At 54.1% G+C, this 24,310-nt stretch carries 24 protein-coding genes and 3 pseudogenes; 8 read left to right on the top strand and 19 right to left on the bottom strand.

The window, feature by feature from the left end; genetic code table 11:
• Positions 1–11 precede the first annotated feature (11 nt).
• Genes ruvC through aspS form a run of 4 tightly spaced genes read right to left on the bottom strand, consistent with a single transcriptional unit; the run spans position 12 to position 3,550 of the window.
• Entirely contained in the window at positions 12–533 is a 522-nt protein-coding gene (gene ruvC / locus ACSZO4_RS10660) for a crossover junction endodeoxyribonuclease RuvC (protein ID WP_437888895.1), read from the bottom strand.
• A gap of 31 nt (positions 534–564) precedes the next feature.
• Entirely contained in the window at positions 565–1,308 is a 744-nt protein-coding gene (locus tag ACSZO4_RS10655) for a YebC/PmpR family DNA-binding transcriptional regulator (protein ID WP_437888894.1), read from the bottom strand.
• A gap of 27 nt (positions 1,309–1,335) precedes the next feature.
• Entirely contained in the window at positions 1,336–1,779 is a 444-nt protein-coding gene (gene nudB / locus ACSZO4_RS10650; protein ID WP_437888893.1) for a dihydroneopterin triphosphate diphosphatase, read from the bottom strand.
• 1 nt (position 1,780) lies between these two features.
• Positions 1,781–3,550, bottom strand: coding sequence for an aspartate--tRNA ligase (gene aspS, locus ACSZO4_RS10645; RefSeq protein WP_437888892.1), 1,770 nt, complete (start codon positions 3,548–3,550; stop codon positions 1,781–1,783).
• A gap of 266 nt (positions 3,551–3,816) precedes the next feature.
• Here aspS and ACSZO4_RS10640 point away from each other — a divergent pair, with 266 nt between their 5' ends.
• The 5 genes from ACSZO4_RS10640 (at position 3,817) to cmoB (ending at position 7,425) form a co-directional block, all read left to right on the top strand.
• Positions 3,817–4,380: a hydrolase gene (locus ACSZO4_RS10640; RefSeq protein ID WP_437888891.1), complete on the top strand. Its 564-nt coding sequence runs from the start codon at positions 3,817–3,819 to the stop codon at positions 4,378–4,380.
• Positions 4,377–5,195 carry a DUF72 domain-containing protein gene (locus ACSZO4_RS10635; RefSeq protein WP_437888890.1) on the top strand — a complete coding sequence of 273 codons (819 nt, stop codon included), beginning with the start codon at positions 4,377–4,379 and terminating at the stop codon, positions 5,193–5,195. The genes ACSZO4_RS10640 and ACSZO4_RS10635 overlap by 4 nt, the downstream gene beginning before the upstream one ends.
• 83 nt (positions 5,196–5,278) lie before the next feature.
• Positions 5,279–5,674 carry an MAPEG family protein gene (locus ACSZO4_RS10630; RefSeq protein ID WP_437888889.1) on the top strand — a complete coding sequence of 132 codons (396 nt, stop codon included), beginning with the start codon at positions 5,279–5,281 and terminating at the stop codon, positions 5,672–5,674.
• A 39-nt stretch (positions 5,675–5,713) separates the two neighbouring features.
• Positions 5,714–6,457 (top strand): carboxy-S-adenosyl-L-methionine synthase CmoA, encoded by a 744-nt coding sequence (gene cmoA, locus ACSZO4_RS10625; protein WP_437888888.1) that lies wholly within the window; start codon positions 5,714–5,716, stop codon positions 6,455–6,457.
• The gene (cmoB, locus tag ACSZO4_RS10620; RefSeq protein WP_437888887.1) at positions 6,454–7,425 is read left to right on the top strand and encodes a tRNA 5-methoxyuridine(34)/uridine 5-oxyacetic acid(34) synthase CmoB; all 972 of its coding nucleotides are present in this window, start codon (positions 6,454–6,456) and stop codon (positions 7,423–7,425) included. The genes cmoA and cmoB overlap by 4 nt, the downstream gene beginning before the upstream one ends.
• Positions 7,426–7,546: 121 nt before the next feature.
• Here cmoB and cutC read toward each other — a convergent pair whose 3' ends face one another.
• On the bottom strand, positions 7,547–8,293 hold the full coding sequence (gene cutC / locus ACSZO4_RS10615) for a copper homeostasis protein CutC (protein ID WP_437888886.1): 747 nt from the start codon (positions 8,291–8,293) through the stop codon (positions 7,547–7,549).
• Between the two features lie 41 nt (positions 8,294–8,334).
• On the bottom strand, positions 8,335–8,895 hold the full coding sequence (locus tag ACSZO4_RS10610; protein ID WP_437888885.1) for a VOC family protein: 561 nt from the start codon (positions 8,893–8,895) through the stop codon (positions 8,335–8,337).
• Positions 8,896–9,094: 199 nt separating this feature from the next.
• Between ACSZO4_RS10610 and argS the strand changes: the two genes are divergently transcribed.
• Both argS and ACSZO4_RS10600 read left to right on the top strand, forming a co-directional pair.
• A complete protein-coding gene (gene argS, locus ACSZO4_RS10605) occupies positions 9,095–10,828 on the top strand; it encodes an arginine--tRNA ligase (RefSeq protein WP_437888884.1) in 1,734 nt (577 codons plus the stop codon).
• 129 nt (positions 10,829–10,957) lie between these two features.
• Entirely contained in the window at positions 10,958–11,311 is a 354-nt protein-coding gene (locus ACSZO4_RS10600) for a hypothetical protein (RefSeq protein ID WP_437888883.1), read from the top strand.
• A 177-nt stretch (positions 11,312–11,488) separates the two neighbouring features.
• Here ACSZO4_RS10600 and ACSZO4_RS10595 read toward each other — a convergent pair.
• The 6 genes and pseudogenes from ACSZO4_RS10595 to flhB all read right to left on the bottom strand — a co-directional run.
• Positions 11,489–12,406 (bottom strand): annotated as a pseudogene (locus ACSZO4_RS10595) (glycoside hydrolase family 88/105 protein); the annotation flags it as partial.
• Positions 12,405–12,491: pseudogene (locus ACSZO4_RS10590) on the bottom strand (IS200/IS605 family transposase); the annotation flags it as partial. The pseudogenes ACSZO4_RS10595 and ACSZO4_RS10590, both read right to left, overlap by 2 nt.
• A gap of 102 nt (positions 12,492–12,593) precedes the next feature.
• Positions 12,594–12,806, bottom strand: a pseudogene (locus ACSZO4_RS10585) (MFS transporter); the annotation flags it as partial.
• Positions 12,807–13,080: 274 nt separating this feature from the next.
• On the bottom strand, positions 13,081–13,476 hold the full coding sequence (gene flhE / locus ACSZO4_RS10580; RefSeq protein WP_437888882.1) for a flagellar protein FlhE: 396 nt from the start codon (positions 13,474–13,476) through the stop codon (positions 13,081–13,083).
• Positions 13,476–15,554, bottom strand: a complete 2,079-nt coding sequence (flhA, locus tag ACSZO4_RS10575) for a flagellar biosynthesis protein FlhA (protein ID WP_437888881.1) — start codon at positions 15,552–15,554, stop codon at positions 13,476–13,478. Before flhA ends, flhE begins: the two co-directional genes overlap by 1 nt.
• Positions 15,547–16,704, bottom strand: coding sequence for a flagellar biosynthesis protein FlhB (flhB, locus tag ACSZO4_RS10570; protein ID WP_437888880.1), 1,158 nt, complete (start codon positions 16,702–16,704; stop codon positions 15,547–15,549). The genes flhA and flhB overlap by 8 nt, the downstream gene beginning before the upstream one ends.
• A gap of 235 nt (positions 16,705–16,939) precedes the next feature.
• On the opposite strand from flhB, the gene ACSZO4_RS10565 reads away from it, so the two are divergent.
• On the top strand, positions 16,940–17,590 hold the full coding sequence (locus ACSZO4_RS10565; protein WP_437888879.1) for a CPBP family intramembrane glutamic endopeptidase: 651 nt from the start codon (positions 16,940–16,942) through the stop codon (positions 17,588–17,590).
• Between the two features lie 56 nt (positions 17,591–17,646).
• On the opposite strand, the gene cheZ is transcribed toward ACSZO4_RS10565, so the two are convergent.
• From cheZ to ACSZO4_RS10530, 7 genes are all read right to left on the bottom strand, one after another.
• Positions 17,647–18,291, bottom strand: a complete 645-nt coding sequence (gene cheZ / locus ACSZO4_RS10560) for a protein phosphatase CheZ (protein ID WP_437888878.1) — start codon at positions 18,289–18,291, stop codon at positions 17,647–17,649.
• Between the two features lie 10 nt (positions 18,292–18,301).
• Positions 18,302–18,691, bottom strand: a complete 390-nt coding sequence (gene cheY / locus ACSZO4_RS10555; RefSeq protein WP_234674422.1) for a chemotaxis response regulator CheY — start codon at positions 18,689–18,691, stop codon at positions 18,302–18,304.
• A 16-nt stretch (positions 18,692–18,707) separates the two neighbouring features.
• Complete coding sequence (locus tag ACSZO4_RS10550) at positions 18,708–19,760, bottom strand: protein-glutamate methylesterase/protein-glutamine glutaminase (protein WP_437888877.1); 1,053 nt, start codon at positions 19,758–19,760, stop codon at positions 18,708–18,710.
• Positions 19,757–20,626, bottom strand: coding sequence for a protein-glutamate O-methyltransferase CheR (gene cheR, locus ACSZO4_RS10545; protein WP_437888876.1), 870 nt, complete (start codon positions 20,624–20,626; stop codon positions 19,757–19,759). The genes ACSZO4_RS10550 and cheR overlap by 4 nt, the downstream gene beginning before the upstream one ends.
• 19 nt (positions 20,627–20,645) lie before the next feature.
• On the bottom strand, positions 20,646–22,244 hold the full coding sequence (gene tap, locus ACSZO4_RS10540) for a methyl-accepting chemotaxis protein IV (protein WP_437888875.1): 1,599 nt from the start codon (positions 22,242–22,244) through the stop codon (positions 20,646–20,648).
• A 42-nt stretch (positions 22,245–22,286) separates the two neighbouring features.
• Complete coding sequence (tar, locus tag ACSZO4_RS10535) at positions 22,287–23,951, bottom strand: methyl-accepting chemotaxis protein II (protein WP_437888874.1); 1,665 nt, start codon at positions 23,949–23,951, stop codon at positions 22,287–22,289.
• Between the two features lie 211 nt (positions 23,952–24,162).
• The coding region (locus ACSZO4_RS10530) for an IS3 family transposase (RefSeq protein WP_437888908.1) at positions 24,163–24,310 on the bottom strand (148 nt) is incomplete at its 5' end.

Raw genomic sequence — 24,310 nt, 5'->3', positions numbered from 1 at the left:
CTGACGCCCTTTTAGCGCAACCGTCCACGGGCCAGATTCAGCCGCGATTCGCTCATCTGGATGGCATTCTGGCTGACATGACAATGGGTTATGGCTATCGCCAGCGCATCGGCGGCATCCGCCTGCGGATTGGCCGACAGTTTTAGCAAGTTCCGCACCATATGCTGCACCTGACTTTTTTCGGCGGCGCCGGTGCCAACCACCGTCTGTTTGACCTGCCGGGCGGCATATTCGAAGACCGGAAGATCCTGATTCACCGCAGCAACAATCGCCACGCCACGCGCCTGCCCCAGCTTTAACGCGGAGTCGGCGTTTTTGGCCATAAAGACTTGTTCGATAGCGAAATAATCAGGCTGGAATTGGGTGATGATTTCCGTCACGCCCGCGTAGATGAGCTTCAGACGCGACGGTAAATCGTCGACTTTGGTACGGATGCATCCTGAGCCCAGGTAGGTCAGTTGCCTGCCTACCTGGCGAATCACACCGTAACCGGTGACGCGCGAGCCCGGATCGATACCGAGAATGATGGACATCACGCGTCTCCTTTTAACGGGCTATGCAGTCTCATTCGAGAGTCGCTGCAACCTCATCAGAGATTTCACCGTTATGGTAAACTTCCTGCACGTCATCGCAGTCTTCCAGCATGTCGATCAAACGCAGCAGTTTCGGTGCAGTTTCTGCATCCATATCTGCTTTGGTTGACGGGATCATGGAGACTTCAGCGGCGTCGGCTTTCAGGCCTGCCGCTTCCAGTGCATCACGCACTGCGCCCATTTCTTCCCACGCGGTGTAGACGTCAATCGCGCCGTCGTCGAAGGTCATCACGTCTTCCGCACCGGCTTCCAGCGCAGCTTCCATGATCACGTCTTCATCACCTTTTTCGAAGGAGATGACGCCTTTTTTGCTGAACAGGTAAGCAACGGAACCATCGGTTCCCAGGTTGCCACCGGTTTTGCTGAAGGCATGACGCACTTCCGCCACGGTGCGGTTACGGTTGTCAGAAAGACATTCCACCATCACCGCTGTACCGCCAGGACCGTAACCTTCATAAATGATGGTTTCCATGTTCGCATCGTCGTCACCGCCGACACCACGCGCGATAGCACGGTTCAGCGTATCACGCGTCATGTTGTTACTCAGCGCTTTGTCGATCGCCGCGCGCAGACGTGGGTTGGAACCCGCATCACCGCCGCCGAGACGAGCTGCGGTAACCAGCTCACGAATGATTTTGGTAAAAATCTTACCGCGTTTGGCATCCTGTGCCGCTTTGCGGTGTTTGGTGTTGGCCCATTTACTATGACCTGCCATAACTATTTCCTCAAAAAGCGCGCCTTCTCAGGCGGCGTTAATTACAAACTCTTCAATCGCCTGTCGGTTGCTCCACGACTTGGTTAATGCTGCCGCTTGCGGCGCATCAACCCAGCGGTAAGCCAGATGTTCAGTGAACACGATGGCTCGCTCATGGGGGAGTGCAAGACAGAACCAGGATTCCGTATTGCGCTCAATACCGGGGGCGTAACGATGACGTAAATGACTAAAAATTTCATATTCTACCGTGCGCTGGCAGTCTACTAAGGTCAGTTGCTCAAGAGCGACATCAATGGCGACCTCTTCCTTTACTTCACGCGCGGCAGCCTGCGACGCGAGTTCTTCCCCTTCCAGACTGCCGGTTACCGACTGCCAGAAATCAGGGTCATCGCGTCGCTGTAGCATCAGCACCCGTTTCGTGTCCTGGGCGTAGATGACGACTAAGACAGAAACGGGACGCTTATAAGCCATATCAGTTTTTCTCTTCCTTTTTAACCACGTCAATACCCAGTTCAGCCAGAGAGGCCGGATTGGCAAAGCTCGGCGCTTCAGTCATCAGACAGGCGGCGGCGGTGGTTTTCGGGAAGGCAATAACATCACGAATATTGTCGGTGCCTGTCAGCAGCATGGTCAGACGATCCAGACCAAAAGCCAGGCCAGCATGCGGCGGCGTGCCATATTTCAGGGCGTCGAGCAGGAAGCCGAATTTCTCACGCTGTTCCTGTTCGTTGATACCCAGAATGCCAAACACTGTCTGCTGCATCTCGCCGCTGTGGATACGCACGGAACCGCCACCCACTTCGTAGCCGTTGATAACCATATCGTAGGCGTTAGCCACCGCATCTTCCGGCGCAGCTTTCAGTTCGGCGGCGCTCATGTCTTTCGGTGAGGTAAACGGATGGTGCATTGCGGTCAGACCGCCTTCACCATCGTCTTCAAACATCGGGAAGTCGATAACCCACAGCGGCGCCCAGACGTTTTCGTCGGTCAGACTGAGATCTTTACCCAGTTTCAGGCGCAGTGCGCCCAGGGCATCGGCGACCACTTTCTTGTTATCAGCGCCGAAGAAAATCATGTCGCCGTCCTGTGCGCCAGTACGTTCCAGTATCGCTTCCACGATCTCAGCGTTAAGGAATTTGGCCACCGGGCTGTTGATCCCTTCCAGGCCTTTCGCGCGTTCAGTCACTTTGATGTACGCCAGACCCTTCGCACCGTAGATCTTAACGAAGTTACCGTAGTCATCAATCAGCTTACGGGTCAGAGAAGCACCGCCTGGCACGCGCAGGGCGGCAACACGGCCTTTAGGATCGTTTGCCGGGCCTGCAAAGACAGCGAACTCTACTTCTTTGAGCAGATCGGCTACATCAACCAACTCCATCGGGTTACGCAGGTCTGGCTTATCTGAGCCGTAACGGCGTTCCGCTTCAGCAAAGGTCATGATCGGGAACTGCCCCAGATCCACGCCTTTAACATCCAGCCAGAGTTTACGCACGAGGTCTTCCATTACTTCGCGAACCTGAGGCGCGGTCATAAAGGATGTTTCAACATCAATCTGCGTGAATTCAGGCTGACGGTCAGCGCGCAGGTCTTCATCACGGAAGCACTTAACGATCTGGTAGTAGCGGTCAAAGCCGGACATCATCAGCAGCTGTTTGAACAACTGTGGGGATTGCGGCAGCGCATAGAATTTGCCTTTGTGTACGCGCGAAGGCACCAGATAATCGCGGGCGCCTTCCGGCGTCGCTTTGGTCAGCATTGGGGTTTCGATATCGAGGAAACCGTGATCATCCATAAAACGACGCACGAAGCTGGTAATTTTCGCACGGGTTTTCAGGCGCTGGGCCATTTCCGGACGACGCAGGTCCAGGTAGCGGTATTTCAGGCGCGCTTCTTCAGTGTTAACCTGGTTGGAGTCCAGCGGCAGCGGCTCAGAGCGGTTGATGATGGTCAGTTCAGTGGCGAACACTTCCACTTCGCCGGTCGCCATATCGCTGTTGACGTTTTTCTCGTCACGCGCACGCACGGTGCCGGTCACCAGGATGCAGAACTCATTACGCAGTTCTGAGGCCAGCTTGAAGGCCTCAGCGTCTGGATCGAAGAACACCTGAACGATGCCTTCACGGTCACGCATATCAATGAAAATAAGGCTGCCGAGATCACGACGACGATTGACCCAACCACACAAAGTCACCTGCTGCCCGACATGGGTCTTACGCAGTTGCCCGCAATATTCTGTACGCATGAGATATCCCTTAACTTAGCCGCAGGCTGTTTGTTGCCTGTCGTGCAGGCGACGTTATCGCAGCTTTAGCTGAATGTCACAACTGGATGAAAAAAGGGGGCTATTATACTGGAAATAATGGCTAACGATAAGCCCGATACCGCCCGTAAGCGCGTTTGCTGCACGCTTAGTGTCTATTCTCACAAAAATTAACAAAAATTGTAAACCGTGCAGGCGCATATACCGCGTAAGGTAAATGTGATGTCATTCATATTTCAGGAGTAATCATGCTGGAACTTCATTGTGCAAAAACCGCCCTGGTGGTCATTGATCTTCAGGAAGGCATTCTCCCTTTTGGCGCAGGCCCGTACAGCGCAGCAGAGGTGGTCACCCGCGCCGCTCGCCTGGCCGATAAATTTCGCGCCAATGGCTCCCCCGTGATTCTGGTGCGGGTCGGCTGGTCAGCCGATTTCGCGGAAGCGCTGAAACAGCCGGTTGATGCCGCAGGCGGCCATGCCTTACCCGAAAACTGGTGGGACTACCCCGCGGCGCTTGGTAAACAGGCGAGCGATATTGAGGTCACTAAACGCCAGTGGGGCGCATTTTATGGTACAGACCTTGAGTTGCAGCTGCGTCGTCGCGGTATCGACACCATTGTGCTGTGTGGAATTGCGACCAATATTGGCGTCGAATCCACCGCCCGTAACGCCTGGGAGATGGGCTTCAATCTGATAGTTGTGGAAGATGCCTGCTCGACGGCCACCGCAGAGCAACATCAGAGCAGCATGACGCATATTTTCCCGCGCATTGGGCGCGTGCGTACCACTGACGAGATCCTTGCCGCACTATGATCTATCTGGGACTTCCCCAATGGTCGCACCCCAGGTGGGTGCGACTGGGTATCACCGGTCTTGCAGAATATGCCCGCCACTTTAACTGTGTGGAGGGAAACACCACGCTGTATGCCTTACCAAAGGCCGACATCGTTCAGCGCTGGCGCGCGCAAACCCATGATGAGTTCCGCTTTTGTTTTAAATTTCCGGCCACCATTTCCCATACGGCGTCATTACGCCAGTGCGATGACCTGACCCATGAGTTTTTCACCCGCATGGATCCGCTCGCAGACCGGATCGGCCAGTACTGGCTGCAGCTCCCCGCAACCTTTGGTCCGCGCGATATGCCCGCGCTTTGGGCATTTCTCGACAGTTTACCGACGCAGTTCAGCTACGGTGTTGAAGTGCGTCACCCGGAATTTTTTGCCAAAGGTGAAAATGAGCAGGCGTTCAACCGGGGTCTGCTTCAGCGCAAGGTCAATCGGGTGATCCTCGACAGCCGCCCGGTGCATAGCGCGGTGGCTCACAATCAGGCAATTATTGACGCACAACGAAAAAAGCCCAAAGTCCCGGTTCACGCCCTGGTGACCGCCAGCCATCCAATGGTACGTTTTATCGGTAGCGATAATATGGTGCAAAACAGGCAACTGTTCGCCGTATGGCTGGCAAAACTCGCCGTCTGGGAGCAAACCACCACCCCTTATCTGTTTCTGCATACGCCGGACATTGCCGAGGCTCCGGTTCTGGTAGACACTTTATGGACGGATTTGCAGCACGCCCTCCCCTCGCTCGGAAATGCCCCCTCCATACCTCAGCAATCTTCTCTTTTCTGAATAGATTACCTATCATTGAAACGCCGTCAGATAACATACCCAAAATGATTCGGGTTCCATGAAGGGTATTAAAGGGAGTTTGTATGGTTAGCGCGCTTTATGCCGTGCTGGGTGCGTTACTGCTGATTAAGTTTTCATTCGATGTCGTGCGCATGCGGATGCAATACCGCGTCAGCTATGGTGACGGCGGTTTCAGTGAGTTGCAGAGTGCCATTCGTATCCACGGCAATGCGGTGGAGTACATTCCAATTGCGTTACTCCTGCTGCTGTTTATGGAGATGAATGGCGCTGAAACCTGGATGGTGCACGTCTGCGGCATACTATTAATAGCCGGACGTCTGCTGCACTACTACGCTTTTCATCATCGCTTATTCCGCTGGCGACGCTCTGCCATGAGCGCGACCTGGTGCGCAATGCTGCTGATGGTGCTTGCCAATCTGTGGTATATGCCATGGGAGTTGGTTTTCTCCCTGCGTTAGCGCACAATACGCCACTTTGTTTTCCCGGGTATTTACATTATGTCTAACCGCGACACGCTATTTTCCGCGCCTATCGCCAGCCTGGGCGACTGGACCTTTGACGAACGGGTTGCCGAAGTCTTCCCGGACATGATCCAGCGTTCTGTTCCGGGTTACTCCAATATTATTTCGATGATCGGCATGCTGGCCGAGCGATTTGTGCAGACGCAGACGCAGATTTATGATCTGGGTTGTTCGTTGGGCGCTGCCACGCTCTCTGTACGCCGCAATATACATCATGATGGCTGTAAAATTATCGCGGTGGATAATTCTCCCGCCATGGTTGAACGCTGCCGTCGCCATATTGATGCCTATAAAGCGCCAACGCCTGTTCAGGTCGTTGAAGGAGATATTCGCGACGTCACCATCGAGAATGCCTCGCTGGTGGTGCTTAACTTCACCCTGCAATTTCTTGAACCACCCGAGCGTCAGGCCCTGCTTGATAAAATTTATCTGGGCCTTAACCCAGGCGGCGCGCTGGTGCTGTCCGAGAAATTCAGTTTCGAAGATCAAAACGTTGGTGAGCTGCTGTTCAATATGCATCACGATTTTAAACGCGCCAATGGCTACAGCGAACTGGAGATCAGTCAGAAACGCAGCATGCTGGAAAACGTTATGCTGACCGATTCTGTCGCCACACATAAAGCGCGTTTGCAGACCGCAGGCTTTGAGCACAGTGAAGTCTGGTTCCAGTGCTTTAACTTTGGTTCGCTGGTTGCCGTAAAAGCAGGGAATGGCGCATGATTACTTTTGAACGTTTTTACCAACAGATTGCCGTCAGTCCGTTATCCCACTGGCTGGAAACTTTGCCCGCGCAAATCGCCACCTGGCAGCGCGAGGCGGTGCATGGACAAATTAAGCAGTGGACCAGCGCCATTAATTACCTGCCGGAGCTGAAACCCTTCGGGCTCGATCTGCAAAACGGCGTCATTGCCACAAGCGAAGAGCCTCTCAGCGCCGGGCAGCTTACCCGCATTGAAACCCATCTGCGTAATTTGATGCCGTGGCGTAAAGGGCCCTTCTCCCTCTACGGGCTGGACATCAATACCGAATGGCGCTCTGACTGGAAATGGGATCGCGTTCTGCCGCACCTGTCCGATTTGCGCGGCCGCACGATTCTGGATGTCGGCTGCGGCAGTGGCTACCACATGTGGCGCATGATCGGCGCTGGCGCGAAGTTCGCCGTGGGTATCGATCCGACCCAGCTTTTCCTCCATCAGTTTGAAGCGATTCGTAAACTTCTGGGCGACGATCGCCGCGCGCATCTATTGCCGCTCGGCATTGAACAACTCCCGGCGCTGAACGCCTTTGATACCGTCTTCTCAATGGGGGTGTTGTATCATCGTCGTTCGCCGCTGGAGCACCTCTGGCAGCTTAAAGATCAGCTGGTGCAGGACGGCGAACTGGTGCTGGAAACCCTGGTTATCGACGGCGACGAAAATAGCGTTCTGGTACCGGGCGACCGCTATGCGCAGATGCGTAATGTCTATTTTATTCCCTCTGCTGCGGCGCTGAAAAACTGGCTGGAAAAGTGCGGATTTGTGGACGTGCGAATTGTTGATGTCAACACCACCACATTAGAAGAACAACGTCGTACTGACTGGATGGTGACCGAATCGCTGGCCGAGTTCCTCGATCCTGATGACAGCAGCAAAACCATTGAAGGCTATCCGGCCCCGGTACGCGCCGTGTTGATTGCCAGAAAGCCATAGACAACGCCGCCGCAGGCCGAAATATGCCGGAGAAAGATAAAAAAAGGCCCCTGTTGAATTTGCAGGGGCCTGGTACAAATAAGCATCATATTGGGCGACATGATGCTGCGGTAAAAACGGGTTACGGCAGATAATGATGAGCGATCTTCGCTTTCATCTCCGCCACGGCATCGCCATCCACTACGTAACGGGAATATTCATCCGCGCTAGCGTCTGCCGACATCGATAATCCTGTATTGCGATAACGCATAGGCGACGGCATTAACTGCCCTGCCGAACTGTGTACTTCACGGATCCCTGCATTGAGGAAGACATCCAGATTGCCAGCTCTCACGCCTGCGCCCGCCATTATTATTGGAACACCTGACCGGGCATTTAGTTCCGTAATTATTGAAATACCTTTTTCCGCCGATGCCTGTTGCCCTGAAGTGAGGATACGCGCCACCCCTAGTTGCCCCAGCGTCTTTGCCGCCTGAGAGGGATCAACACACATATCAAAAGCGCGATGAAAGGTCACCGCCAGCCCGGACGATGCCTGCATAATCAACTGCATACGTGGAAAATCCACCTGTCCTTCTTCATCCAGAACACCGGTGACAACGCCGGGAAAACCCAGGTCACGGATCAGGCGGATATCTTCGAGCATAGTCGCAAATTCGGCCTCGCTGTAGCAAAAATCGCCGCCGCGCGGACGCACAATCGGGTGCACCGGAATGGTCACCGCCTGACGCGCCGCTTTCAGCGCGCCGAATGACGGCGTGAGCCCTCCCTCTTTCGGCGCGGCACATAATTCGATACGGTCAGCGCCATTTTGCTGCGCACTCAGCGCGCAGGATACGCTGTAGCAACAGATCTCCAGTAACGTCATGTTCTCTCCCTTTATCGCTGGCGTTATCACACCGTCAGATACTACTGCTCACTGGCCACTATCTCTTCTATTGACCAGGGATGAAATTTCACCGTCACTTTACCGTCCGTCACGGCCAGGGTCGGATTCGGCAAACGCTCGCGTTCACCTTTTGGCGAGCTGGTTTTGACAAAAATACCCGCCTGGCTCAGCCCCTCGTCCGCAAGCAAAGCCAGCGCACGAGCATTGAGCGTTTCCGGCTCACCTGGCAGCACAACCTCAATATGCTCCCACCCTTCATGGGGATAGCGCTTTTCCCCCGGCCAGGGTAATTCCACCACCGAAAAGCGCCAGTGTTCAACGCACACCGGTTCATGCAGTCTGAACAGACAGATCGGCCGGCCATTGATTAAGGTTTCAGACAGAAGTTCAGCACATTGCTCAAAACCGCGACGCCAGCGTTCAGCGGTCGCATTCTGGTGGCAGCGTAAGGAGATATGGTCAGCGTCCAGCGGAGCAATATCCAGCCCAAGGCGGGTGGTCAGTTGGCTGAAATCAGCAATAAAACGCGGTAAGTCCGCACAAATATCGTTCAGTTCGTCTATTGTCTGCCAGTTGGCCATTTGTTCAGATCCGTGCAGTGTATCAGGCGGCTAATCTACCTTGTTCTGCCAGCCATACCAAGCCTTGAACCGAATCAATAACCACTGCGGTTCCAGTGCTGACGCCATGGGGCAATTGCAGTATACTCCCGCCTTTCATAATCAACACCCTGACCCAGCCTGCCCACTGCACGCTATGTCAACAATGTAAGGTATCCCGGTGAATATTCAGACTCTTCTCTCAGAAAAAGTCAGTCAGGCGCTGATAACCGCAGGTGCGGCTGCGGATTGCGAACCCCAGGTTCGCCAGTCAGCAAAAGTTCAGTTTGGCGACTATCAGGCTAACGGCGTGATGGCGATTGCCAAAAAACTGGGCATGGCCCCCCGACAACTGGCTGAGCAGGTTCTGACGCATCTCGACCTCAACGGGATTGCCAGCAAAGTTGAAATTGCCGGCCCTGGCTTTATCAATATCTTTCTTGCTCCCGAATTTCTGGCCGAACATGTCAGCCTTGCGCTGCAATCCGATCGCCTGGGCGTTGCGCAGCCGGAGCCGCAGACCATTGTTATCGATTATTCCGCCCCGAACGTCGCCAAAGAGATGCACGTCGGCCATCTGCGTTCCACCATTATTGGCGACGCGGCGGTGCGTACCCAGGAATTCCTCGGCCATAAAGTGATCCGGGCGAACCACGTCGGCGACTGGGGTACTCAGTTCGGCATGCTGATTGCGTATCTGGAAAAACAGCAGCAGGAAAATGCCGGTGCAATGGCGCTGGCGGATCTTGAGGGCTTTTACCGTGAAGCTAAAAAACATTACGACGAAGATGAAGCCTTTGCCGAGCGCGCACGCGGCTATGTGGTGAAATTGCAAGGCGGCGACGAATACTGCCGTCAGATGTGGCGCAAACTGGTCGACATCACCATGGGCCAGAACCAGATTGCCTATGAGCGTCTGAACGTGACGCTGACCCGCGACGACGTAATGGGCGAGAGCCTGTACAACCCGATGTTACCGGGCATCGTGGCTGACCTGAAAGCAAAAGGTCTGGCGGTGGAAAGCGAAGGCGCAACCGTCGTTTATCTCGATGAGTACAAAAACAAAGAAGGCGAACCTATGGGCGTCATCATCCAGAAAAAGGATGGCGGCTACCTCTACACCACAACCGATATCGCCTGCGCCAAGTATCGTTACGAGACGCTGCATGCCGATCGTGTGCTCTACTACATCGACTCCCGCCAGCACCAGCATCTGATGCAGGCATGGACCATTGTACGTAAAGCCGGTTATATCCCGCAGACCCTGTCGCTGGAACACCATATGTTCGGCATGATGCTGGGTAAAGACGGCAAACCGTTTAAAACCCGTGCTGGCGGGACAGTAAAGCTTTCAGACCTGCTTGATGAAGCGCTGGAACGCGCCCGTCGCCTGGTGGCAGAAAAGAACCCGGATATGCCTGCCGATGAGCTGGAAAAACTGGCCAATGCGGTCGGTATCGGAGCGGTTAAATACGCAGACTTGTCGAAAAACCGCACCACCGACTATATCTTCGACTGGGACAACATGCTGGCCTTTGAAGGCAACACCGCGCCTTATATGCAGTACGCTTACACCCGCGTGCTGTCGGTGTTCCGTAAAGCCGGTATTGAAGAGAGCGAGTTATTAAGCGCCCCGGTCAGCATTACGGAAGATCGTGAAGCCCAGCTGGCTGCCCGACTGCTGCAATTCGAAGAGACAGTGACGATGGTTGCCCGTGAAGGTACGCCACACGTGATGTGCGCCTATCTGTACGATCTTGCCGGTCTGTTCTCTGGCTTCTATGAGCACTGCCCTATTCTCAGCGCGGAGAGCGAAGAAGTACGTACCAGCCGTCTGAAGCTGGCCTTGCTGACAGCAAAAACCCTGAAACTGGGTCTCGATACCCTGGGTATTGAAACGGTTGAACGTATGTAAGCGTTAAACTTGCATCCCAGGATGCTGAGTCAGAAAAGCCGTGACAGATGATGTTACGGCTTTTTTTTGCCGCTAAACCAGGGTAAATATGCCACCAGACACATGAATATTGGGGGAAAGATGGTAAAGATGGCGGGAGTTATCGCGAGTCTGTTTGTGTTATCCGGCTGCGTCGTGGCGGATATGGATTCGTCGAATTACAAGTATGTTCCGTGGATCCAACTCTTCCAGAAACCTGAAGCATCGGGCTATACCAACGTTGCCCGGCGTAAAGCCGATTTATACGACTGCGGTGTGGTTCCCAAGGGTAGCCTTGATGATCCCCGCTGGAGTCTGAATACCCTCAACCCGGGTGAGAGCAGTGAGCAATCGGGCATCCGTAGCCAAAAGGTGATGAGCTGCATGGAAGCTAAAGGCTACAAGGTTTATGGCTTTGACCAGTGCGGTCCGCTGAAGAAACCGACAGGATTGTGTCCGAACTAAGCCATAACGCCGGGTGCAATGGGGACGTTGTTTTTCCTGTCAGACAATACAAACGGCTCAGCCGCTGACCGCCTGGTACAACACCAAATCATTAGTATGTTGTAACTAATTGGGTCACAAAAAAATCCGCAACCCATTAGAGTCACGGATCTTTTCCTGCCGCCGCTCTTCCTGTCGTCAGAAGTATTTACGCAGATATTCCGTCAGGCAGAGCATGGCCATGGCCTGCCCGTATGGCATGGAAGTGCGCGGGATCTGGCGATAAAACGCCAGAACGCTGCCCATTCCTGTACCAAAGGAAACCTGAAGCAGCTCCCCCTCCGGCGAAATGTTTTTCACCACCGCCTTAATGGCCTTTTCGGCAACGTCGGCATATTCCGCCCCGACATAGCGCTTACGTACCGCCTTGAGGATGCCATAGGCAAACCCGGCGGTTGCCGACGCTTCCAGGTAGGACTCTGGATCGTCGAGCAGCGTATGCCACATACCGCTCTCATCCTGGCATTTCGCCAGCGCAGCGATTTGCGCATTCAGCACCTGTACCAGATAACGCCGTACGGCATTGTTTTGCGGCAAGTCGACCAGTTCAAGGAAGTCCGGGATCACAATGGTCAACCAGCTGTTGCCCCGCGCCCAACGCGCATGGGCAAAGTTATGATTGCCTTCATAATTCCAGCCGTGGAACCACAGGCCAGTCTCTCTGTCCATCAGATTCTGCACATGCAGCAGGAACTGATAAACCGCCTCTTCAACGTACTCAGGACGATTAAGCAGTTTGCCGATTTTTGCCAGCGGCAGCACCGTCATCATCAGGGTATCATCCCACATCTGCTGGTGATTCTCTTCCGCCAGAGTGATGTGCTGCATGCCGCCGTGCTCGGTACGCGGCATCTCGTTCATCGCCCATTCAGCCCAGGTTTCAAGCCAGGGTAGATCAGCCGGATTCCCGGTTTCTTCGTGGCGGTAAGCCAGAGTCAGGAACGGCGCCATGGTGTTAACATTTTTGGTCGTCGCACCTTCGGCAAAGCGCTCCGTAAACCAGCTGTCGATAATATCGCGCACCGACTCATCGCCGGTCTGGCGATAATACTGGTAACCGCTGATTCCGGCGTTTGGGGATATAAACTACGTGATATTTACAGTCCCATTTCGTATGGCTTAAGCTCTGAAAGTCTCTCATCACGAATCCTCATCTCTTGGCGGAGATTTCAGATTCGCGCGACTGACTTAAAGGTCAAACCTTTCGGAGTCCCCCGGCAAAGCCGGGGGTTTACCGGACTTAATTATCGGTCAAAAAGCCCATCAGCGGGCTGACGACGGCATCAAGCACGCGAGCTGCGGCAAAAATGAAGGTGGCTTCGATCGGTGTTAAGCCACAAAACGTTGTGTAGAAATACAGAAGCCAGGCCGCAGTCAGTGCCGTGGTACCTGCCCCAAGGAAGTCGCCAGAACCGTAGGCGAGGTAGTTCGCTAAACCAATTTTACGTGTTTTCATTGCCGTTAACCCTGTCTAATAGTGAGGGACCTTTGGCAATCCGGCGGCGCCAAAGGTAGTTCTTATACGGCTAAAGTAAAAGTATGTGCGATGTGAAACCTTTCTGTTTCTGCCATCAAAACGCGCTGACTGGCAAAAAAGCAAAGAGTGCCATCATGTGCGTCACTGATTTATAAAACAGTGTTTCTAATGCTTCAAAAGAGAGGGTCAAAAATTGAGAGCGAGTCATCAAAATCTTAAAAAAGAAAATGATGACTGCTGAAAAGACGAGCGATTAGCGGTAGTTAACGATGACCTGATTACTGCGAACATTCAGCGCCGGGATCAAACGCCCGCCGCCAGGGACTTCCCAGATAAAGCGCAGCGGCTCAATTGCCGGTACGCCGGCAAAGCCGACGGTGCTGCCACTCTGCCCATCAATCTGCACGCAGCGGGTCTGCGAACAGAGTCGCACGTTTAAGCCCGCAGGCGTTGGGCCCGTCAGTTCATAGCGCCAGACCACCAGCGTCATTAAACCGTTTACCGGCTGAGAGGGAGCCAGCACGCGGGAGGATGCCGCCTGCCCACGGTGACTTAAAATTAAGCCCACACTGCTTGCCTGCCAGGCGCCTTCCCCCGCGGCCTGCACAACCAAAGGCAGCGCCAGCAGCAATCCCAGAAGGAAACGCATTACTTGCCTCCGATGGTTGCGGTCATCCGGATATGGCGGTTGTCAGACATTTCGAGGTTAGACAGCACCACCAACTGCGGCAGACTACGGCGCAGGAAACGCGACAGCAGCGGTCGTAGCGCATGGTTAACCAGCAGCACCGGCGGCGCGCCCATCATTTCCTGACGTGACAGCGCTTCCTGAGTCTGTGCCAGCAGCCGGTCTGCGAGACCTGGCTCCAGACCGCCTCCCCCCTGCAGGGCTTGCAACAGCAGGCGCTCCAGTGGCGTATCAAGGCCAATAACCTGCACTTCGCCAGTGCCCGGGAACCACTGCTGGGTAATAGCGCGCCCCAGTGCCACACGCACCACGGTGGTCAGTTCGTGCGGGTCGCTTTGCAGCGGCGCGTGCTCTGCCAGGGTTTCGAGAATGGTACGCATATCGCGGATAGGCACTTTCTCCGCCAGCAGGTTTTGCAGAACCTTGTGCATGGTGGTCAAGGTCACTACGCAAGGCACCAGATCTTCGGTCAGCTTTGGCATCTCCTGGGTAACGCGGTCGAGCAATTGCTGCGCTTCCTGGCGACCAAAGAGTTCCGGAGCGAACTGGCTGATCAGATGGTTAAGGTGCGTTGCCACGACGGTACTGGCCTCAACCACGGTGAAGCCCTGAATTTGCGCCTGCTCTTTCAGGGCGCTCTCAATCCAGATAGCGGTCAGACCAAACGCCGGATCGACCGTCTGTTCACCGGGTAATGAACCTGCCGCGGTGCCGGGGTTAATCGCCAGCCAGCGTCCCGGATAGGCTTCGCCGCTGCCCACTTCGACCCCTTTCATCAGGATGCGATAACGGGCGGGCGGCAGATCCATATTGTCACGAATATGCACGACCGGCGGCAGGAAGCCCATATCCTGGGCAAACTTCTTACGGATACTACGAATACGTCCCAGCAGCTCGCCGTCCTGCTGGAAATCCACCATCGGGATCAGGCGATAGCCGACTTCCATCCCCAGCGAATCTTCCAGTTGCACATCATTCCACGTTGCTTCAACCGCCTGCGTATTCTCTGGCATTTTAATCGGCGCGGCTTCCGCAGGCGCTGTTTGCTCCTTACCACGTAGCCACCAGGCAAGTCCTAACAAGGCAGCGGTGAAGAGCAGGAAGACAAAGTTCGGCATTCCCGGAACCAGGCCCAGCAGACCCAGCACCCCGGCGCTCAACAACATAACGCGTGGGTTGCTGAACAGTTGCCCCACCATCTGCTGACCAACATCCTGATCGGTGGCCACGCGGGTAACGATAACACCCGCTGCGGTAGAGATAACCAGCGCCGGGATCTGTGCCACCAGACCGTCACCGATGGTCAGCAGGATGTAGCTTTCCGCGGCATGCCCCATATCCATACCGTGCTGGAGAACGCCCACCAGCAGGCCGCCAACAATGTTGATCACCATGATCAGAATACCGGCGATGGCATCACCACGGACGAACTTACTCGCACCATCCATTGAGCCGTAGAAATCGGCTTCCTGGGTCACTTCAGAGCGGCGGCGTTTGGCCTCATCTTCACCGATAAGTCCGGCGTTCAGATCGGCGTCAATCGCCATCTGCTTACCTGGCATCCCGTCGAGTACGAAGCGCGCGCCCACTTCCGCGATACGCCCGGCACCTTTGGTGATAACCATAAAGTTGATGATAACGAGGATAATGAACACCACGATACCAATGGCAAAGTTACCGCCAACCAGGAAGTGACCGAAGGCTTCGACCACCTTACCTGCCGCTGCCGCCCCGGTATGTCCATCGAGCAAAATGATACGCGTGGAGGCCACGTTGAGCGCCAGGCGCAGCAAAGTGGTAAACAGCAGAATGGTCGGGAAAGCCGCAAACTCGAGGGTTTTTTGGGTGAACATGGCAACCAGCAACACCATGATCGACAGCGCAATGTTGAAGGTAAAGAGCAAATCCAGTACGAAAGCCGGTAACGGCAGTACCATCATCGACAAAATCAGCAATATCAGTACCGGGCCTGCCAGTACTTGCCATTGCGTTGATTTCAGGTTGCCCGGCAGGCGCAACAGGTTTGCCAGATTAGCCATCAGTGTCTTTCTCGTCCTTCTCGTTCATAAAGTCCAGCGCCTCAGGCACCGGCAAATTAGCAGGTTTAACCGGACGCTGGCCGCCCGTCAGCCGCCAGCGTTTCAATTGCCATACCCACGCCAGCACTTCGGCGACGGCAGCATACAGCTGACCGGGGATTTGTTGCCCGATTTCCGCGTGACGATAAAGCGCACGCGCCAGCGGCGGCGCCTCAAGCATCGGAATGCGATGTTCATCGCCCAGTTCACGAATGCGCAGGGCAATGAGACCCGAGCCTTTTGCCACCACTTTTGGCGCACTCATTTTATTCTCGTCATATTGCAACGCGACGGCATAGTGCGTCGGGTTGGTCACAATGACATCCGCTTTGGGAACATCCGCCATCATGCGGCGGCGCGCGGCATCACGTTGCATCTGGCGAATACGCCCCTTCACATGCGGGTCGCCTTCCTGCTGCTTAAATTCATCACGAATATCCTGACGGGACATACGCAATTTTTTGATATGGCTGTAAATCTGCCAAAAAACGTCAAACCCGACCATCGGGATAATCGCCAGCACCACCAGCACACAACACATCCCGGTGATATTCAGGGCGCTGGCCATCGCCGTAATCGGCGCTTCAGTCATTAGCCGCATCACGTCCGGCCATTTATGCCACAAGTAAAAACCGGCCGCACTACCCATCAACAGCGCTTTCATTACCGCCTTAACCAGCTCAGCACCGACCTGGCCGGAAAACAGGCGTTTAATCCCGCTCAGCGGATTGATTTTCGAAAACTGAAACTGCAGTGACTTACCGCTGAACACCAGGCCGCCCAGCATCAGGGGAGCCAGTATTGCGATGATAACCAGCCCCGTTATTAGCGGGAGCAGCGCGAACATGGCATTTTTTATCAGCAATATTATCTGACTCAAAATCAGGTTCGGGTCATTAATAATGTTGTGGTCAAAACGCAAACCGGCAGACAACATCAAGGTCAGACGCCGCGCCAGTGCCTCGCCGCCCATCCACAGAATGCCCACGCCGACCAATAAAATCAGTATTGAGGTCAGTTCTTTCGATCGGGGGACCTGCCCTTCTTCTCGCGCCTTTTCTAGTCGGTGCGATGTGGGGGCTTCTGTTTTGTCGTCGCTATCGTCTGCCACGGCGCAATCCACGGGTAGAGGTTTGATGACATATTGCCAGAGTCAAGCCTGTCTAATGGGCAGAGTAAGGCATAAAAACAGGGGGTTTTCGCGATTTGAGAATGGGCGACAACAGCATGGGAATGAAATTTATCTAAACCTGCGACCTCATCTCTCCGATATACTACGCCGCGGGCGGTAAAGCCCGTCTTTGATTCCACCTCCACAAAGCATGAATACAACAAGGAAGCCTGACATGCTATCGTCCCTGACGCAGCGACGTCACCACGCGTTAATGTGCATTGCCGCCGTCGTGATTTACCACTGTGTATTTTTCTTTCCGATACTGTTACCTGGCTACAACAAACTGTATTACTCCGGCTTCGCCATGCTGTTCGTCAGCCTCGCCTTCAGTCTCCCTTGTGCAGTCCTGCTATGGCGGCAATACAATCGACATTACCCCTTTCTGTCTTTGGGCTCGTTCAGTTTGCCGATTTTCGCCATTGGCCTTGCTACGATCCTGGTGCTCAATATCATCTGGCAGTTTCTGGGGGTTGAAGAAGAGTGGTTAATGTCGCTACGGAATTACTCATCTGCGGCGCAATGGGCATCCGCTCTCGCTATCTGCGTCATCGCGCCATTTTGTGAAGAGGTCATTTTTCGTGGTTTTTTACTGAATGCGTCAATAGGCTGGGGGCGCTTTGCCAGACAAAAGGGGATTATTGTCACCTCCGTGCTTTTTGCGCTGGTGCATACCCAATACCAGACGCCATCGACGTTTGTCTGGCTGTTTACCTTTTCAGCCCTGCTTTGCGTCATCAGGATGGTCTCGGGCGGACTGCTGATCCCTGTCCTGCTACATATGCTTAATAATACCGTGGCGCTGTGTTTTATCTTTGCCGAATGAAAAAACGGGACACATTTCTGCATCCCGCTTGATCAACATAGCTTAACGCACGCCCATCAGAAGCCGAGGCTGTCCAGCAGGTCATCGACCTGATCCTGGCTGGCCACAACTCCCACTTTGGTTGTGTCAAGCTGCGGACCATTAAGCAGGCCTTCGTTTTCGCGTTTCGGCCGCGCGGACTGATCCGGAATGTTTTCCAGCAGCACCATCAGCAGCTGACGCTCAATTTCCTGAATCACATCCATCATGCGCTTAATAACCTGACCCGTAAGGTCCTGGAAATCCTGCGCCATCATGATGTCCATCAACTGGGCGTTGGTGAAACTGGTGTGACCCGGTACATCACCGAGATATTTACGGGTATCGGTCACCAGTTCACGCGCTTCGCTCAATTCGATTGGATTTTCAAACCACTCATCCCAACGTTTTGACAGCGTTTTAGCGCCTTTTTCCAGCGCATCCTGATGCGGCTGAGAGGCTTCCACGCTGTTCAGCGCACGCTCGGCGGCCTGAGCCGTCATCTGTACCACGTAGTCAAGGCGATCGCGGGCATCGGGAATCGCTTCCGCGGCCTCTGCAATGGCCTGATCGAGACCCAGTTCGCGCAGGCTGTCGCGCAGCATACGGGTCAGACTGCCGATCCGGGCAATGATATCGGTCGGTGAATGTTCTTCCGCAGGTTTAATTGAAGGTTGAATCATCGTCCAGTCCTCACATGCCGAGTTTCTCGAAGATCTTACCGAGTTTCTCTTCCAGGGTTGCAGCAGTGAACGGTTTCACTACATAGCCACTCGCACCAGCCTGCGCTGCTGCAATAATGTTCTCTTTCTTGGCTTCCGCCGTTACCATCAGAACCGGCAATGAAGACATGCCGCCATCAGCACGAATGGTTTTAAGCAACTCAAGACCATCCATGTTCGGCATGTTCCAGTCAGAGATAACAAAGCCAAATCCGCCGGCCTGGAGTTTGTTCAGCGCGTCAACGCCGTCTTCGGCTTCCTCAACGTTGTTGAACCCCAGCTCTTTTAACAGGTTGCGCACGATACGACGCATCGTGGAGAAATCATCCACAACCAGAAATTTGAGCTCTTTATCCGCCATAAAACTTCACTCCTCGTTAAATACGTATTGCCTGTCCGGCACTAATTTTCGCCAGCATTTGCTGGCTAACCTGACTCAGATCGACCACTTCGCTTACGCCACCCATATTGATGGCTTCGCGCGGCATGCCGAACACCACACAACTTGCTTCATTCTGCGCGATGGTCCAGGCACCCGCCTGGTGCATCGCGAGCATTCCCGCCGCCCCATCATTGCCCATCCCTGTCAGGATAACGCCAACGGCGTTACGCCCGGCATGTTTGGCGACCGAATGAAAAAGAACATCCACCGCCGGACGATGCCGGTTTACGGGTGGGCCATCATGAATTTTAATTTGATAGTTCGCGCCACTACGGGCGAGTTCCATATGCTTATCGCCTGGGGCAATATAGGCATGCCCTGGCAATACGCGTTCACCGTCTTCCGCTTCCTTCACGCTTATCTGACACAGCTTATTCAGACGTTCAGCAAATGAGCGGGTAAAGCCCGGCGGCATATGCTGCGTAATCAGAATACCCGGACTTGAAAGCGGCAATGGCTGGAGTACATGACGAATTGCCTCTGTTCCTCCGGTTGACGCCCCAATCGCGAGTAATTTTTCCGAACTTAACAGCGGTCCCGATTTCATCAGAGCAACAGGCGTGGCCACCGGATGATGTGCCGCCACGCGTGCACGTGACGCAGTGCGCACCTTATCGGCAATCATTTCACTGTAGGCCAGCATGCCTTCGCGGATCCCCAACTGCGGCTTGGTCACAAAATCAATGGCGCCCAGTTCCAGCGCGCGCAGAGTGATTTCAGACCCTTTTCCGGTCAGGGACGATACCATCACCACCGGCATCGGTCGCAGACGCATCAGTTTCTCAAGAAAATCCAACCCGTCCATACGCGGCATTTCGACATCCAGCGTCAGCACATCAGGGTTATATTTTTTGATTAAATCCCGGGCAACCAGCGGATCAGGCGCGGTAGCAACCATTTCCATATCACTATGACTATTGATAATTTCAGTCATGATCTGGCGCATCAGCGCCGAATCATCAACAGACATTACCCTGATTTTACTCATGCTTTTTCCTTACTCAGCGCATATACGGTTTGCCCACGCAGGCTAAACTCACGCACGAGGTTGCTGAAATTCTCCGAATGCCCGGCAAAGAGTAATCCGTCAGGCTTAAGCAATGGTGCGAAACGATGCAAAATATCCTGCTGCGTCGTTTTATCAAAGTAAATCATTACATTACGGCAAAAAATAGCGTCGAACGGCCCAGGAACGTTGTACTGTTTATCGAGCAGGTTCAGCGGCATAAATTCCACGTAATTCGCCAGTTCCTGGCGCACGCGCACTAAACCGGAATGAGGCCCGGTTCCACGCATGAAATAGCGCTGTAACTGCTGAGGCGACAGCGTTTTAAGTTCATCCTGGCGATAGATACCGCTGCGCGCTTTTTCAAGCACTTCGGTATCGATATCACTGGCAATCACCTTAAAGCGTCCCGGCGCCATACCCAGCGCGTCCGCGAGGGTAATGGCCAACGAGTAAGGTTCTTCTCCGGTTGAGGCTGCCGCACTCCAGATACGGTACTCACCACTGCGCTTACGCGCATGTTCTGCCAGTACCGGGAAGTGATGAGCTTCGCGAAAAAAGGCGGTGAGGTTAGTGGTCAGCGAGTTAATAAACGCCTGCCACTCTGCACTATTTTGGTTCGCTTCGAGCATGCTCAGGTAGCGCCCAAAATCATCCAGCCCGAGCGTACGCAAACGACGGACCAGCCGGTTGTAAACCATGTCCCTTTTATGGTCGGCGAGCACGATCCCGGCTCGCTGATAAATCAACTGACAAATTCGACGAAAATGCGCGTCAGACAGCGCGAGGCGCTGAGTCATCTGTTGCAATATGGATGACGTTTGCCCACTGGGCAGCGATGATGTCATAGCGCGTTCTCAACCTGGTTTATGATGCAACAGGCACGCCGCCGGGCGGTGCCACTTCTGGTGATGAAACATGGTCTTCAACTTTAAATACTGCAACCAGTGAGGTCAGATGATCCGCCTGATGGGCGAGTTGATCGGTTGCCGCAGCACCCTCTTCCACAAGGGAAGCATTCTGCTGGGTCACCTGATCCATCTGACTTACGGCCAGCGCAACTTGCTCAATGCCACGGCGTTGTTCATCCGAAGCTGAAGCAATTTCTCCCATGATGTCGTTGACCTGAGTAACGGAACGGACAATCTCCATCATGGTTTGGGCGGACGTATCCACTAACGCTGAACCTTGCTGCACACGCGAGACGGAGTCTTCGATCAACCCTTTTATTTCTTTTGCCGCCTGTGCACTTCGGCTGGCAAGGTTACGCACCTCACCGGCCACCACGGCGAAGCCGCGGCCCTGCTCACCGGCACGTGCAGCTTCCACTGCTGCATTGAGTGCCAGAATGTTGGTCTGAAACGCAATACCATCGATCACACTGATGATGTCGCTAATTTTTTGTGAACTGGTGGCAATATCATGCATAGTGCTTGCCACATTTGATGCCTGTTGCCCACCTTTTCGCGCCGTCTCCGCCGCACTCTGCGCCAGACTTGAGGCCTGACGGGCGTTATCGGCGTTCTGACCGACGGTTGCGGTTAACTCTTCCATGCTGGCAGCCGTTTGCGCCAGCGATGCGGCCTGCTCTTCGGTACGTGCTGACAGGTCATTATTACCTGCCGCTATTTCCGAAATACCGGTATGCATCGCATAACTACCCTGACGCACGTCAGTCACGGTGGTGCGCAGCGATGTCTGCATCTTTTTCAGGCTGGCAAAAATAGCCGAGATTTCATTTTTGCCAAAAACGGCAATCGGACGCGCCAGATTGCCCTGAGAAATACTGTCAAAGTGGCTGCTGATGATCGCCAGCGGCTGCACAATCATTTTGCGAGACCAGAACAAAGCGCCGGACGTCAGCAGGGCCGCCAGAATCACCACCGCCGCAAAAATCACCGCTGAACGCTGGTAATTGCTCTGCCCGTCCGCTCTTGCCAGCTCCGCAAAGTGGTCAATGTGCGCCTGCCAGGCAGTAAAGTTACTATCAAATGCGTCCTGAGACTGCTGCACCGGCGCGGTCATAAAATCAGACAGCTGGTTATTCTCAAGCCAGGTTGCCTGGTGCGCCAGGTCGCCATGCCATGCCGCATAAGTCGCTTTGGTCGCATCCTGTAATGACTTACCTTCGTCGGTCATTGCCGGAATTTTTAAAAACTCCTGCATTTTGGCATCAGCCTGGGCCAAATCCCCTTTCGCCTGCGTCATTAATGCTTTGATATCTTCCGGCGGGTACGCCAGCGCGGTCAGGGTCCCCGCTTTATTCAGCGCCGTGCTCGCCTGCAACAAAATGGAGCGCGTCAACATCAGGGTGTTGCGCTGCTGGTTGCTTTTTTCCACCTCTTCCAGGTGGCCGGTACTTTCACGAAAAGCCCAGAAAGATAGCCCGTTACTCCCTACCTGCAAAATGCCACAAATAATCAAAATCAGAAAAAGTGTTGTCGAGATACGAATACGGTTTAACATCCACGCTCCCATCAGGCGGCAACCGACCGCCGTAAAAATCTATTAAAAGGTTTCCCAATTATCATCTTGTCCGGTTGAGAGCTGGCGATTTCTGGCGGTTGTCGGTACGACAGTGGCCGCCGGATTTAGCGCACGCTGAGCCGGGTTTCCAGGTACAGAAGAGAGTCTGAAAGCAGAGACCGTCCTGGTCAGGCGGCTGGCTTGTTCTTCTAATGCAGCTGCAGCGGCTGCGGATTGTTGAACCAGCGACGCATTCTGTTGCGTGACGCGATCCATTTCGGATACCGCCAGCGCAACCTGATCGATGCCCCGGCTCTGTTCATCAGATGCCGACGCAATCTCACCCATAATGTCGTTCACGCGGGTTACGGCGTTAACGATATCGTCCATCGTTTCTCCTGCGGTTTCTACCAGCACCGAGCCGGTATCCACGCGGGAGACTGAATCCTCAATTAAGGCCTTAATCTCTTTCGCCGCCTGCGCACTGCGGCTGGCAAGGTTACGTACCTCGCCGGCGACCACGGCAAAACCACGCCCCTGCTCACCCGCACGGGCGGCTTCAACGGCGGCGTTCAGTGCCAGAATATTGGTCTGGAAAGCAATGCCATCGATCACGCTGGTGATGTCAGAGATTTTCTGCGAACTGGCGGCAATGTCATGCATGGTTTTCACCACGCCATCGACCACTTTGCCGCCGCGCTCTGCGGTGTCCGATGCGCTTTTTGCCAACAGCGAGGCCTGACGAGCGTTCTCGGCATTCTGTTTCACCGTCGCCGTCAGTTCTTCCATGCTGGCTGCGGTCTCTTCCAGCGCGGAAGCCTGCTGCTCGGTACGAGATGAGAGATCGTTGTTGCCTGCCGCGATTTCGCTGGTGCCAGAGTGAATGGCATCAGAACCTTCACGCACGCTGGTCACCGTTTCAATTAGCGAACGCTGCATATGATCTACGCTATGAGCAAGATCGGTTATTTCGCTGCGTCCTTCAACTACCAGATTATGTGCAAGATTACCGCCAGCGATTTCACGAATGTGGCGGATAACCGCGGTCAGCGGTTTAAGCAGAATACGGCTGATACCCTGCCAGACCAGAACTAATACGACCACCAGCGCCAGGGCCAGTACGGCCATCTGCCATTTGGCAAAGGTATAGTCGCTGGTGCTTTCATCATAGGCCTGGCGATATAAAGACTCACTGAGCTGACTGTATTTGCCCATGGCTTCGCCAAGACCATTTTGCATCCCCTGAGTGGGCTGGGCGAAAAAGCCGTCCATATTGCCGCTTTCAAGGAACTGCACCAGCTCGGTTAATCCGGCCGCATAGGTTTGATATTTTTCATCCAGCGTTTGACGCACCGGCTCCATTTCCGCGACCACCGGCAGCGCACGGAATGCCTCATAATGTTTCGCGGCTTCGGCGAGGCTGCCTTTCGCGCTGTTCAGCAGATCGGTTTTCGCCGTGCTCTGCTGATTATTGGGGTCCATCATCATACGAGCGGACGAACGGCTGAGGTTGATACGCGTTTGCAGCATCAGTTCCCAGGCTTTGGTCAGTTCGGTTTGTTGCATGCGCAGATCGTTAGATACCGCAAAGCTTTGCTGATTCTGCTTGAGTGAAGAAAATAACAGGCCGCCTGAAATTAACTGGAGTAAGGCAAAGACCACCAGCACACTCATCAGCAATGTGACAACGCGAATACGGTTCAACATACAACACCTTCCTGAAAACTTGTTAACGCTGTTATCGGCAAGGGTCATAGGAACTTTACATTTGCGAAAAGGAATTACACAGACTCTACATAATCTCTTTAGCCATCGTACAATTGGCAGTGTGCGATAAGCTCTTATTAAAGCGGGGGGATCCCCAGGCACGGACAGTCCCCTCTCCTCCCTGATCTGAACCCCATAACCTGGAACAGGTTCAGGTCAGAGAGCGCGACTGAGTCCGATAATTTACCGGACTCAGTCCTCCCAGCCCCATCTTTATTCTGTCGTGATTGTAGTAGCGGATGTATTCCCCTGTCGCTATTTCCAGTTCCGCCACGCTTTCATACTTTATTCCGCAGAAC

The sequence above is a fragment of the Phytobacter sp. V91 genome (assembly GCF_965644225.1).
In the GTDB taxonomy this organism is placed as follows: Bacteria; Pseudomonadota; Gammaproteobacteria; order Enterobacterales; family Enterobacteriaceae; genus CBFFRJ01.
The sequence above is the reverse complement of the archived record's forward strand: the minus strand, read 5'-3'. Positions and strand labels throughout refer to the sequence as shown.

Coding starts and splice junctions, on each gene's coding strand:
- ruvC (WP_437888895.1), bottom strand. CDS start 533: ATGTCCATCATTCTCGGTATCGATCCGGGCTCGCGCGTCACCGGTTAC.
- ACSZO4_RS10655 (WP_437888894.1), bottom strand. CDS start 1,308: ATGGCAGGTCATAGTAAATGGGCCAACACCAAACACCGCAAAGCGGCA.
- nudB (WP_437888893.1), bottom strand. CDS start 1,779: ATGGCTTATAAGCGTCCCGTTTCTGTCTTAGTCGTCATCTACGCCCAG.
- aspS (WP_437888892.1), bottom strand. CDS start 3,550: ATGCGTACAGAATATTGCGGGCAACTGCGTAAGACCCATGTCGGGCAG.
- ACSZO4_RS10640 (WP_437888891.1), top strand. CDS start 3,817: ATGCTGGAACTTCATTGTGCAAAAACCGCCCTGGTGGTCATTGATCTT.
- ACSZO4_RS10635 (WP_437888890.1), top strand. CDS start 4,377: ATGATCTATCTGGGACTTCCCCAATGGTCGCACCCCAGGTGGGTGCGA.
- ACSZO4_RS10630 (WP_437888889.1), top strand. CDS start 5,279: ATGGTTAGCGCGCTTTATGCCGTGCTGGGTGCGTTACTGCTGATTAAG.
- cmoA (WP_437888888.1), top strand. CDS start 5,714: ATGTCTAACCGCGACACGCTATTTTCCGCGCCTATCGCCAGCCTGGGC.
- cmoB (WP_437888887.1), top strand. CDS start 6,454: ATGATTACTTTTGAACGTTTTTACCAACAGATTGCCGTCAGTCCGTTA.
- cutC (WP_437888886.1), bottom strand. CDS start 8,293: ATGACGTTACTGGAGATCTGTTGCTACAGCGTATCCTGCGCGCTGAGT.
- ACSZO4_RS10610 (WP_437888885.1), bottom strand. CDS start 8,895: ATGGCCAACTGGCAGACAATAGACGAACTGAACGATATTTGTGCGGAC.
- ACSZO4_RS10600 (WP_437888883.1), top strand. CDS start 10,958: ATGGCGGGAGTTATCGCGAGTCTGTTTGTGTTATCCGGCTGCGTCGTG.
- flhE (WP_437888882.1), bottom strand. CDS start 13,476: ATGCGTTTCCTTCTGGGATTGCTGCTGGCGCTGCCTTTGGTTGTGCAG.
- flhA (WP_437888881.1), bottom strand. CDS start 15,554: ATGGCTAATCTGGCAAACCTGTTGCGCCTGCCGGGCAACCTGAAATCA.
- ACSZO4_RS10565 (WP_437888879.1), top strand. CDS start 16,940: ATGCTATCGTCCCTGACGCAGCGACGTCACCACGCGTTAATGTGCATT.
- cheZ (WP_437888878.1), bottom strand. CDS start 18,291: ATGATTCAACCTTCAATTAAACCTGCGGAAGAACATTCACCGACCGAT.
- cheY (WP_234674422.1), bottom strand. CDS start 18,691: ATGGCGGATAAAGAGCTCAAATTTCTGGTTGTGGATGATTTCTCCACG.
- ACSZO4_RS10550 (WP_437888877.1), bottom strand. CDS start 19,760: ATGAGTAAAATCAGGGTAATGTCTGTTGATGATTCGGCGCTGATGCGC.
- cheR (WP_437888876.1), bottom strand. CDS start 20,626: ATGACATCATCGCTGCCCAGTGGGCAAACGTCATCCATATTGCAACAG.
- tap (WP_437888875.1), bottom strand. CDS start 22,244: ATGTTAAACCGTATTCGTATCTCGACAACACTTTTTCTGATTTTGATT.
- tar (WP_437888874.1), bottom strand. CDS start 23,951: ATGTTGAACCGTATTCGCGTTGTCACATTGCTGATGAGTGTGCTGGTG.